Source organism: Streptomyces sp. NPDC096105 (assembly GCF_044763335.1).
In the GTDB taxonomy this organism is placed as follows: Bacteria; Actinomycetota; Actinomycetes; order Streptomycetales; family Streptomycetaceae; genus Streptomyces.
Genome location: NZ_JBIWGC010000004.1, coordinates 368,547 through 380,489 on the forward strand (window position 1 = coordinate 368,547; position 11,943 = coordinate 380,489).

Consider the following 11,943-nt stretch of genomic DNA (forward strand, 5'->3'; position numbering starts at 1 on the left):
TCGTAGCGATGGTGACGTTCGCGCAGGCGCAGGAGCGCGCGGAGGAGTGGGTCAACGGGGACGTGCCCGCGTATCAGCACCGTGAGGTGCGGGTGCGGGAGTTCGGTCTCGGGTTCGTGGTGTGGGCGGAGGACCGTGCGGAGGGTCCGCGGTCGGACGGCGGCGGGCAGCGGCTGGTGATCGCCCGGGACAGTGGCGATGCGACGCTGTGGCCGGCGCTGCCGGTGGGCGAGGTGATCCGCCGGTACGAGGAGGAGTACGGCCGGGACGAGGCGGAGGAGGAGCCGGCGCCGGCGCCCGCGGCGCGGGTGGACCTGAACCAGACGTCGTTCCTGCTGAGTCCGCCGGAGTGGCTGCAGGAGGCGGCGGACCGGCTGGGCATCCCGGACCGGCGCGGGGCGACGTCGGGGGGTGCCGGCGGGGCGGCCTCGGGGGCGTCCGCCGGTGCCGGTCCGGCGCCGGGTGCGGTGCCGGAGCAGGCGGACGCGCCGGACGCGAGCTGGGCGTCGTCGGGTGCGGGGCGGGGCGCCGACGCGTCCGGGTCCGGCTCCGAGGGGACGTCCGCGCGTTCCGGTGCGGCGGCTTCCGCGTCCGACGGCGGCGGGTCGGCGTGGCCGGCGGCCGGCGGCGGTGCGGACGAGGGGACGCCGTGGGCCGGTACGGACACCACGGCGGACGGCGGTGAGGACCGGTCGGTGCCGTTGCCGCAGACCGTGTACGCACCGCAGGTGAGGGAGCCGGACGAGGACGGCGCGGCGACGCCCGACGCGAAGACGACGTTGATGTCGGGCGGCAGCGCGCTGCCGCCGACGGCGGTCGCGCCCGCGGTACCGGAGGGCGGGACGGGCCAGGCCACGCCGCCGGCCCCGACCCGGGCCGGTGTGCCCGGCACCCCGGCGCCGGGCACTCCCGCGCCGGGTGCTCCCGTGCCGCCGCCGGCGGCTCCGGGCACGCCGGGCGGCACGCCGGACGCCGGTGACATCGCCGACGCGGCGACCGGCAGGGCGACGCCGCCGCCGAAGCGCGACCAGGGCCCGACGCCCCCGCCGCCTCCGGGCGCTCCGGGTACGCCGGGCGGCACGCCCGCGCCCGCTCAGGGCGGGGCGAGCGGTTATGTGCCGACGCAGCTGGTGTCGTCACTGGGCACGGAGGGCGCCTCCGGCTCCCGGACGCCGCCCCCGCCGGGCACGCCCGCTTCGGGCACACCGGCTCCGGGCACCCCGACGCCGCCTCCGCCCGGTGCGCCGGGTACGCCCGGCACGCCGCCGGGTGGGGTGCACCACGCGGCGACGATGCTCGCCGGCCCCGACAGCCCGGGCGCCGGCGCGCCCACGCCTCCGGGGCCGGCCCCGGCCGCCCCGGGTACGCCCGGTACGCCTCAGCCGCCCGGTCAGCCGGGTGCTCCGGGTGCTCCTGGTGCCCCCGGCGCATCCGCACCGCCCGGCCCGCCCGGTGCTCCGGGTGTCCCCGGCATCCCCGGCATCCCCGGCGCCCCCCAGCCGCCCGCCCCGCCCCGCGCCCCTGGAGCGCCGGGCGCCCCCGGCGCTCCGCGGGTGCACCACGCGGAGACGGTGCTGGCCGGCGGTCCGGGCACGCCTCCGCCGCCGGGGCCGCCCGGTGCGCCGCCGATGGCTCCCGGCGCCATGCCTCCGGGTACGCCCCCGCCGGGTGCTCCCGCGCCGGGGCGGCCGCCGGCGTACGGCTATCCGCAGCAGCCGCCCGGTCAGCCGACCGTCGGCCCCGGTTACCAGGCCGTGCTGCGTTACCGCGCGCAGGACGGCTCCGAGCAGCAGTTGATCCGGCGTTCCGCGCCGGGCACCCCGCATCCGGAGTGGCAGATCTTCCACGAGCTGCGCGCGATGAACGTGCCGCCGAACCAGGTGCTGGAGCTGCACACGGAGCTGGAGTCGTGCGAGCTGCCGGGCGCGTACTGCGCGCGGATGATCCGCGAGCAGTGGCCGCAGGCGCGGATCACGTCGATCGCGCCGTACGGCACGGACCACGCGAGCCGGCAGCAGGGCATGCGGCAGCTCCTCGCCCACCAGGGCGAGCTGCACCAGGTGGCGGACGGTCCCGCGCGTCCGGCTCCGGTGCGGGCGCCGATCCCGCCGGTGCCGCCGGCCCCGCCGATCCCGCCGGAGGCGATCGGGCAGGAGCTGGCGGCCGCGTTCGGGCCGGGCGTGTTCCGGTTCGAGCAGGCGGCGGTGGCCCGGCAGGGCGTGCCGCCGATCGTGGCGCACACGCTGGTCGTGGCGGGCCTGCCGCTGGACATGGGCCCGTTCTTCTGGGCGCAGGCCCAGCCGGGCCGCCCGGTGCCGACGCTGGCGGAGCTGGCCGTGGAGCGGGGTGTGCAGCCGGCGCCGGACGCGGGCTCGTACCTGGTGATGGGCAGCGACTTCGGCAAGGCGCTCTGTGTGCAGTACGGCACGGCGAACATCGTCGCGGTACCGGTGGAGGCCGGTCCGGGCGGTACGGCGGTGGCGCCGCAGTTCGTGAACACCGGGCTGCCGGAGTTCGCGCGGTGCCTGGCGCTGCTGGGCCGGATGTGGCGGCTGCGGTTCGGGCTGAACCAGGAGCAGGCGGGCCGCTGGACCGTCGATTTCCAGGCGCAGCTGGCCGCCCTCGACCCGGCGGCGCTGGGGTCGCCGGAGACCTGGTGGTCGGTGCTGCTGGAGCAGATGTGGGACGGTCTGCTGTGAGCCGCCGCCGCTGAAGGCGTGACCCGTGAGCCGGGCCCGGTCGTGCGACGACCGGGCCCGGCTCACGTCTGCCGGCCGTCTCCGCGCGCCGCCTCCGCACCCCTCGAGCGGAGTGTCGCGTTATGAACACTTCCTTGTCATCGATCAAGATGTGCGCGATTCATCCCTTTTTGTGCTCGGTCGTCGTGCTGGGCTTCATGTCCGTCGGTGGAAGGGGTTCCAGGGTGAGCAGCGCATCGGTGTCGTCACGGGGTTTCGAGGTCGTCAGGGGGCGCGGGTACCGCCCGCTGCAGGTGATCGCGTACGTCGAGGCGCTGTCGGACGACCGGGACGCCGCCTGGGAACGCGCGGCGCGGCTCACCGTGCTGGCCCGGGAGATGGAGGAGGAGCTGGAGCGGCTGCGGGCGCGGGTGGCCGGGCTGCCCGAGCAGACGTACGAGTCGCTGGGTGACGGCCCCCGGCGGCTGTTCCTGCTGGCGCTGGAGGAGGCCACGGCCGTACGGGAGTCGGCGCGGCAGTACGCGCAGGACCTGACCGACCTGGCGCGGGACGACGCCGCCGAGGTGGAGGAGGCCGCACGGGCCTACGCGGCCGCGCTGCGCGCCGTCGCCGACGCGTACGCCCGTGACCGGCTGGCCGCGGCGCGCGAGGAGGCCGACGAGATCCGCGTCGAGGCGCGGCTGGAGGTGAAGGAGCGGCGCACCGAGGCGCTGGCGGAGGTGCGGCGGGCGCGGGAGCGCACCTCGGAGCTGCTCGCCGAGGGGGCCAGGGCGCAGGCGCAGCGGCTGGACGAGACCGCCCGGGAGGAGGCGGCACGCGCGGCCGGGCTGGACGCCCGGCACGCGGAGGCGGAGGAGCGCGCCGAGCAGGTGCTGGCCGAGGCGCGTCAGGCGTTCGCGGACGCGGAGGAGGAGGCGCGGCGGTGCGCGGACGAGGCGCGGGAGCGCGCGGCGGAAGTGCTGGCCGAGGCGCAGGCGCGCGCGGAGGACATCGAGCGGGAGACCGCGCGGGTGCTGCGCGAGCACGCGGACCGGCGCGAGGACGTGCAGACGCAGATGGACCACGTCTGCGCGAGCCTCACCGCGCTGACCGGCCGCGCGGCGGAGTGACGCGCGGCCGGGCCGGGGGACGCGGCGGGTCAGGGCTTCCGCTGATCACGGCCTGCCGCGACGAGAAGCTGGAGCGGGGCGTGCCCAGGTGCCCGGTACGGCCTGGGCGGGTGCGGGGCGGGCGGCTGTCGGGGGCTGGTGCGGTGGGCGGAGGAGGCGGCGTGGGGGACGGCCGCGAGAAGTTCCGTGTACGGGGCATCGAAGGGCGGGTGCGGGTGGGGCGCGGGTCGTGGGGGCGCGGGAAGGGGGCGGCGGGCATCCCGTGCTCCTCGCGTGGCTTCGGGCCCGTGCGGGGGCCGCGGGGAGGGGGCGGGAGCGGGAGCCCGCACGTCACTCGCGCGGAGAGCGGAGCGCGGCGGTTCGGGCGGAACTCCCCGCCGGTGAGCGCTCCCGCGGGTGGTCCGTGCCCTGAGCTGGGGTGTCGCCCGCATCAGCTCCGGCTTGTGCGGTGCGTGCGGTGTGTGCGGGACAGCGTGCTGTCCGCCGGCCGCCGGTCGGCTTGACCCTGACGCGGCGGCAGGGTGGACGCTGGGCGGCGCCGGGAAGGACGGGTCCCGGCGGCGCGGGCGGGAGGAGATCCGGTGTGCCGGAGGGAGGAGCGACCCCGAGACGGTCTCCGCCCCACGGGGGAGAGCCCCTAGGGGCAGCTCCGCCCTGTGGCTCGGGGAGGGGTCGTCCCGGCGGAGGACGAAGCGCGGCGGGCCCCGTCCTTAGCCTGGTTCCACGCCGCCGGGGGGGGTGGCGGAGCACAGCACCGGGGGTGGGGTTTTCCACAGCAGAAGACTGCGTGAAACACCAGCGCGCCGGACCCTCCCCCCACGCCAGACTGAAGCACGTCCCGAGCACCACGCACCGGGCGGCCGCCGCACCGCACACGGGCGACCGCCAGGGGCACCGCTTTCTCTTGACGACCGACATAGGAGACTTACCGTGACATCGGCTGTGACCATTCCCAGGCACGGGGGTACTGGAGGGACTACGGCCGTTGCCGCGCGGGCGCGGCAGGTCGTGAAGGCGTACGGGTCCGGGGAGACCCGTGTCGTCGCCCTCGACCACGTCGACGTGGACATCGCCCGCGGCCAGTTCACCGCGATCATGGGCCCCTCGGGGTCCGGCAAGTCCACGCTGATGCACTGCCTCGCCGGGCTCGACACCGTGACGAGCGGTCAGATCCACCTGGACGACACCGAGATCACCGGGCTGAAGGACAAGAAGCTCACCCGGCTGCGCCGCGACCGGATCGGCTTCATCTTCCAGGCGTTCAACCTGCTGCCGACGCTCAACGCGCTCGAGAACATCACGCTGCCCATGGACATCGCCGGCCGCAAGCCCGACAAGGCGTGGCTGGACCGGGTGGTGGAGACCGTCGGGCTCGCGGAGCGGCTGAAGCACCGGCCGACGCAGCTCTCCGGCGGCCAGCAGCAGCGGGTCGCCGTGGCGCGGGCGCTGGCCGCCCGGCCGGAGATCATCTTCGGGGACGAGCCGACCGGGAACCTCGACTCCCGCGCCGGCGCCGAGGTGCTCGGCTTCCTGCGCCGCTCGGTCGACGAGCTGGGCCAGACCATCGTCATGGTCACCCACGACCCCGTCGCCGCCTCCTACGCGGACCGGGTGCTGTACCTGGCCGACGGCCGCATCGTCGACGAGATGCTGCAGCCGACCGCCGAGCAGGTCCTGGACCGCATGAAGGACTTCGACGCCCGGGGGCGCACGTCATGACCGTCCTCAGGACCTCGATGCGCAATTTCGTCGCGCACAAGGGACGCATGGCGCTGTCGGCGGTGGCGGTGCTGCTGTCGGTGGCGTTCGTGTGCGGGACGCTGGTGTTCACGGACACCATGGGCACCACGTTCGACAAGCTGTTCGCGGCGACCGCCTCGGACGTCACCGTCAGCTCCAAGGACGCCTCCGAGGGCGGCGAGACCACCTCCGGCAACGGCAGGCCGCCGGTGATACCGGCCTCCGTGGTCGAGGAGGTGCAGCGCGCGGAGGGGGTGAAGGCGGCCGAGGGCGCGGTGTTCTCCACCGCCGTCACCGTCGTCGACGGCGACCGGGACAACCTGTCGCCCACCAACGGCGGCCCGACCATCGTCGGCAGCTGGAACGCCAACGACGCCCGCACCATGGACATCACCTCCGGGGCGGAGCCGAAGGGCGCCGGCCAGATCATGCTCGACGCGGACACCGCCGAGAAGCACGACCTGGGCGTCGGCGACGAGCTCAGCGTCATCACGGCGCTCGGCACGCACACCGCGAAGGTCTCCGGCGTCGCCGACTTCACCGTCACCAACCCCGGCGCCGCGGTCTTCTTCCTCGACACGCCCACCGCACAGAAGGTCCTGGTCGGCGAGGACGGCGTCTACACCGACGTCTACGTCACGGCCGCCGAGGGCGTCAGCGACGAGCAGGTGAAGCAGAACGTCCTGGCCGAGCTGGGCGGCGGCTACAGGGTGCTCACCGAGAAGGAGGCCGCCGAGGCCAACCAGAAGAGCGTCGAGGGCTTCATGAACGTCCTGAAGTACGCGATGCTCGGCTTCGCCGGGATCGCCTTCCTCGTCGGCATCTTCCTGATCATCAACACGTTCTCCATGCTGGTCGCCCAGCGCACCCGCGAGATCGGCCTGATGCGGGCCATCGGCTCCTCCCGCCGGCAGGTCAACCGGTCCGTGCTGATCGAGGCGCTGCTGCTCGGCGTCGTCGGCTCCGTCCTCGGCGTCGCCGCCGGCATCGGCCTCGCGGTCGGCCTGATGGAGCTCATGGGCGCGATCGGCATGGAGCTGTCCACCGGCGACCTCACCATCGCCTGGACGACCCCGGCACTCGGCCTGCTCCTCGGCGTGGTCGTCACCGTCCTCGCCGCCTACCTGCCCGCCCGCCGCGCCGGGAAGGTCTCCCCGATGGCCGCGCTGCGCGACGCCGGCACCCCGGCGGACGGGCGGACCGGCCGGATCCGCGCCGTCACCGGCCTGGTCCTCACCGGCGCCGGAGCGGCCGCCCTGTACCTGGCGGGCGCCGCCGAGAAGGCCGCCGACGGCTCGATGTGGCTGGGCCTCGGGATCGTGCTGACCCTGATCGGCTTCGTCGTCGTCGGCCCGGTGCTGGCGAGCGGCGTGGTCCGCGTCCTCGGCGCGGTCCTGCTGCGGGCGTTCGGACCGGTGGGCCGCATGGCCGAGCGCAACGCCCTGCGCAACCCGCGCCGCACCGGCGCGACCGGCGCCGCGCTGATGATCGGGCTCGCGCTGGTGGCGTGCCTGTCCGTGGTCGGCTCCTCCATGGTCGCCTCGGCCACCGAGGAGCTCGACAAGGCGGTCGGCACGGACTTCATCGTCCAGGACGACAACGGCCAGCGGATCACCCCGGAGGTCGTCGAGGCGATCAGGGCGACCGAGGGCATCGAGCGGGTCACCGAGTACAAGTGGACGAAGGCCGACTTCACCACGCCCGACGGGAAGACCAGCGACGACACCCCGATCAGCGCCGCCGACCCGACGTACGCCACGGATCTGCAGGTCGAGACCGTCGAGGGGAGGCTGGAGGACGCCTACCGGCCGGACTCCATGTCCGTCCACGAGGACTTCGCGAAGGAGCACGGGGTCACCCTCGGCTCGACGATCGACGTCGCCTTCGAGAACGGCACCACCGGCACCCTCACCGTGCGGGCCGTCACCAGCAGCGACGGCGCCATCGACGCCGGCGCGATGTACACGTCGATCGAGACCCTCGGCCGGTACGTGCCGGCCGACAGGATGCCGCTCGACCTGATGGTGTTCGCCTCGGCGGAGGACGGCCGGAAGGACGCCGCGTACTCGGCCCTGAAGCAGACCATGGACCGCTTCCCGCAGTACGAGGTGCGCGACCAGACCGACTACAAGGAGGCGCTGCAGGGCCAGATCGGCCAGCTGCTGAACATGATCTACGGCCTGCTGGCCCTGGCGATCGTCGTCGCGATCCTCGGCGTGGTGAACACCCTGGCCCTGTCGGTCGTCGAGCGCACCCGGGAGATCGGCCTGATGCGGGCCATCGGCCTCTCGCGCCGGCAGCTGCGCCGCATGATCCGGATGGAGTCGGTCGTGATCGCCCTCTTCGGCGCCCTGCTGGGCCTCGGACTGGGCCTGGGCTGGGGCGCCACCGCCCAGCAGCTCCTCGCCCTGGAGGGCCTGAAGGTCCTCGACATCCCGTGGCCCACCATCGCCGGGGTGTTCGTCGGATCCGCCTTCGTCGGCCTGTTCGCCGCGCTGGTCCCGGCCTTCCGCGCCGGGAGAATGAACGTCCTGAACGCCATCGCGACCGAGTAGCGGCCGCCCGGACACCGCGCACGGGGGTGGCGGGGAGACGGCGCCGGAAAGTCCTCACGAGGGCCTTCCGGCGCCGGTGCGTGCGCCCGGGGCGGGGTGCCCGTCGTCGTCCACAGCCCCGGCGACCGCGGGCGGGGCGACGTACCCTGGACACCCCCCGGCCCGCCGCGCGCGTCGGGTCTGTCGTGTTGCACATCCCCGGAAGGGATTCCGCCCCGCATGAGCCTGCACGGTCTGCTCGACGCCGTCGTCAAGGACACCGCCCTCGCGGAAGCGGTCTCGGCCGCCGCCGACGGCAACCGCATGCACGTCGACCTCGTCGGCCCGCCGGCGGCCCGTCCCTTCGCGGTCGCCGCCCTCGCCCGGGACGCGGGCCGCCCCGTGCTCGCCGTGACGGCCACGGGACGCGAGGCGGAGGACCTGGCGGCCGCCCTGCGCTCGCTGCTCCCGCCCCAGGGGGTCGTGGAGTACCCCTCGTGGGAGACGCTGCCGCACGAGCGGCTCAGCCCCCGCAGCGACACCGTCGGCCGCCGCCTCGCCGTGCTGCGGCGCCTGGCCCACCCGCGTCCGGACGACCCCGAGACCGGCCCGGTCTCCGTGGTCGTCGCCCCCGTGCGCTCCGTCCTCCAGCCGCAGGTCAAGGGCCTGGGCGACCTGGAGCCTGTCGCCCTGCGCACCGGGCAGACCGCCGACCTGGACGACGTCGTCGACGCCCTCGCCGCCGCCGCGTACGCGCGCGTGGAGCTGGTCGAGAAGCGCGGCGAGTTCGCGGTGCGCGGCGGCATCCTCGACGTGTTCCCGCCCACCGAGGAGCACCCCCTCCGGGTGGAGTTCTGGGGTGACGACGTCGAGGAGATCCGCTACTTCAAGGTCGCCGACCAGCGGTCCCTGGAGGTCGCCGAGCACGGCCTGTGGGCGCCGCCCTGCCGTGAGCTGCTGCTCACCGACGAGGTGCGCGAGCGGGCACGGGTCCTCGCCGAGGACCACCCGGAGCTGGGCGAACTGCTCGGCAAGATCGCCGAGGGCATCGCGGTGGAGGGCATGGAGTCCCTCGCCCCGGTCCTCGTCGACGACATGGAGCTGCTGCTGGACGTGCTGCCCGAGGGCGCCATGACCGTCGTCTGCGACCCGGAGCGGGTGCGCACGCGCGCCTCCGACCTGGTCGCCACCTCCCAGGAGTTCCTCCAGGCGTCCTGGGCGGCCACGGCCGGCGGGGGCGAGGCTCCCATCGACGTCGGTGCGGCCTCCCTGTGGTCCCTCGCCGACGTCCGGGGCCGGGCCCGCGAGCTGGACATGATGTGGTGGACGGTGTCGCCGTTCGCCGCCGACGAGGAGCTGACGGAGACATTCGCCGCTGACGCGGCGGGCGACACCCTCAAGCTCGGCATGCGCGCCCCCGAGTCCTACCGCGGCGACACCGCGCGGGCGCTCGCCGACACCAAGGGCTGGCTCGCCGACGGCTGGCGCGCGGTCTACGTCACCGAGGGGCACGGGCCGGCGTCCCGCACCGTCGAGGTGCTCGGCGGCGAGGGCATCGCCGCCCGCCTGGACGACGACCTGGGCGAGCTGACCCCGTCCGTCGTGCACGTCTCCTGCGGCTGCCTCGACCACGGCTTCGTCGACCCGGCGCTCAAGCTGGCCGTGCTCACCGAGACCGACCTCACCGGCCAGAAGGCGTCCGGCCGCGAGGGCGCCCGGATGCCCGCCCGGCGCCGCAAGACGATCGACCCGCTCACCCTGGAGTCGGGCGACTACATCGTCCACGAGCAGCACGGCGTCGGCCGGTACATCGAGATGGTGCAGCGCACCGTGCAGGGCGCCACCCGCGAGTACCTGGTCGTGGAGTACGCGCCCGCCAAGCGCGGCCAGCCCGGCGACCGGCTCTACATCCCCACCGACCAGCTCGAGCAGATCACCAAGTACGTCGGCGGTGAGGCGCCCACCCTGCACCGGCTCGGCGGCGCCGACTGGACCAAGACCAAGGCGCGCGCCAAGAAGGCCGTCAAGGAGATCGCCGCCGACCTGATCAAGCTGTACAGCGCGCGGATGGCGGCGCCCGGGCACGCCTTCGGCCCCGACACGCCCTGGCAGCGCGAGCTGGAGGACGCCTTCCCGTACACGGAGACGCCCGACCAGCTCACCACCATCGCCGAGGTCAAGGAGGACATGGAGAAGACGGTCCCCATGGACCGGCTGATCTGCGGCGACGTCGGCTACGGCAAGACCGAGATCGCGGTGCGGGCGGCGTTCAAGGCCGTCCAGGACGGCAAGCAGGTCGCTGTGCTGGTGCCGACCACGCTGCTGGTGCAGCAGCACTTCGGGACGTTCAGCGAGCGGTACGCGCAGTTCCCGGTGACCGTGCGCGCCCTGTCCCGGTTCCAGACCGACACCGAGGCCAAGGCGGTCCTGGAGGGCCTGAGGGACGGCACGGTGGACGTCGTCATCGGCACCCACCGGCTGTTCTCCTCCGAGACGAAGTTCAAGGACCTGGGGCTGGTCATCGTCGACGAGGAGCAGCGGTTCGGCGTCGAGCACAAGGAGCAGCTGAAGAAGCTGCGCGCCAACGTCGACGTGCTGACCATGTCCGCCACGCCCATCCCGCGCACCCTGGAGATGGCGGTCACCGGCATCCGCGAGATGTCGACGATCACCACCCCGCCGGAGGAGCGCCACCCGGTGCTCACCTTCGTCGGCCCCTACGACCAGCGGCAGATCGGCGCCGCCATCCGCCGTGAGCTGCTGCGCGAGGGCCAGGTCTTCTACATCCACAACCGCGTCGAGTCCATCGACCGGGCGGCGGCCCGGCTGCGCGAGATCGTGCCCGAGGCGCGCATCGCCACGGCCCACGGCCAGATGTCGGAGCAGGCGCTGGAGCAGGTCGTCGTCGACTTCTGGGAGAAGAAGTTCGACGTGCTGGTGTCGACGACGATCGTCGAGTCCGGCATCGACATCTCCAACGCCAACACCCTGATCGTCGAGCGCGGCGACAACTTCGGCCTCAGCCAGCTGCACCAGCTGCGCGGCCGGGTCGGCCGCGGCCGTGAGCGCGGGTACGCGTACTTCCTGTACCCGCCGGAGAAGCCGCTGACGGAGACCGCGCACGAGCGGCTCGCGACCATCGCCCAGCACACCGAGATGGGCGCCGGCATGTACGTGGCGATGAAGGACCTGGAGATCCGCGGCGCGGGCAACCTGCTCGGCGGCGAGCAGTCCGGGCACATCGCGGGCGTCGGCTTCGACCTGTACGTCCGCATGGTGGGCGAGGCGGTCGCGGACTACCGCCGCCAGCTGGAGACCGGCGAGGTCCAGGAGGAGCCGCCGCTCGAGGTGAAGATCGAGCTGCCGGTCGACGCGCACGTCCCGCACGACTACGCGCCCGGCGAGCGGCTGCGCCTCCAGGCGTACCGCGCGATCGCCTCCGCCAACAGCGAGGAGGACGTCAAGGCCGTCCGCGAGGAACTGGCCGACCGCTACGGCAAGCTGCCGGAGCCGGTGGAGAACCTGCTGCTGGTGGCGGGCCTGAGGATGCTCGCGCGGGCGTGCGGCGTCGGCGAGATCGTGCTGCAGGGCACCAGCATCCGGTTCGCGCCGGTGGAGCTGCGCGAGTCGCAGGAGCTGCGGCTCAAGCGGCTCTACCCGGGCTCGGTGATCAAGGCGACGTCCCATCAGGTGCTGGTGCCGCGCCCGAAGACCGCGAAGGTCGGCGGCAAGCCGCTGGTCGGGCGGGACCTGCTCGGGTGGGTCGGGGAGTTCCTCACCTCGGTGCTGGGGTCCTGAGCCGGCCGGTCCGGCAGACGGCGGGGCCGTCCGCGGCGCGCGAGAGGCGTCGCGGACGGCCCT

The 11,943-nt window shown here is 74.4% G+C and carries 5 protein-coding genes; all 5 read left to right on the forward strand.

Annotated features, from left to right (window positions below):
• Nucleotides 1–8 precede the first annotated feature (8 nt).
• A complete protein-coding gene (locus tag ACIQ8B_RS09575) occupies nt 9–2,699 on the forward strand; it encodes an SUKH-4 family immunity protein (protein ID WP_403546345.1) in 2,691 nt (896 codons plus the stop codon).
• 197 nt (nt 2,700–2,896) lie between these two features.
• Nucleotides 2,897–3,808, forward strand: a complete 912-nt coding sequence (locus ACIQ8B_RS09580) for a cellulose-binding protein (protein WP_403546346.1) — start codon at nt 2,897–2,899, stop codon at nt 3,806–3,808.
• 930 nt (nt 3,809–4,738) lie between these two features.
• Nucleotides 4,739–5,527 carry an ABC transporter ATP-binding protein gene (locus tag ACIQ8B_RS09585; protein ID WP_106413852.1) on the forward strand — a complete coding sequence of 263 codons (789 nt, stop codon included), beginning with the start codon at nt 4,739–4,741 and terminating at the stop codon, nt 5,525–5,527.
• A complete protein-coding gene (locus tag ACIQ8B_RS09590; RefSeq protein ID WP_403546347.1) occupies nt 5,524–8,103 on the forward strand; it encodes an ABC transporter permease in 2,580 nt (859 codons plus the stop codon). Before ACIQ8B_RS09585 ends, ACIQ8B_RS09590 begins: the two co-directional genes overlap by 4 nt.
• Before the next feature lie 219 nt (nt 8,104–8,322).
• The gene (mfd, locus tag ACIQ8B_RS09595; protein WP_290001062.1) at nt 8,323–11,880 is read left to right on the forward strand and encodes a transcription-repair coupling factor; all 3,558 of its coding nucleotides are present in this window, start codon (nt 8,323–8,325) and stop codon (nt 11,878–11,880) included.
• Nucleotides 11,881–11,943: the final 63 nt, after the last annotated feature.

Bases quoted from the DNA above. Each gene is read 5' to 3' on its own strand.
- mfd (WP_290001062.1), top strand. From the start codon at position 8,323: ATGAGCCTGCACGGTCTGCTCGACGCCGTCGTCAAGGACACCGCCCTC.
- ACIQ8B_RS09580 (WP_403546346.1), top strand. From the start codon at position 2,897: ATGTCCGTCGGTGGAAGGGGTTCCAGGGTGAGCAGCGCATCGGTGTCG.
- ACIQ8B_RS09575 (WP_403546345.1), top strand. From the start codon at position 9: ATGGTGACGTTCGCGCAGGCGCAGGAGCGCGCGGAGGAGTGGGTCAAC.
- ACIQ8B_RS09590 (WP_403546347.1), top strand. From the start codon at position 5,524: ATGACCGTCCTCAGGACCTCGATGCGCAATTTCGTCGCGCACAAGGGA.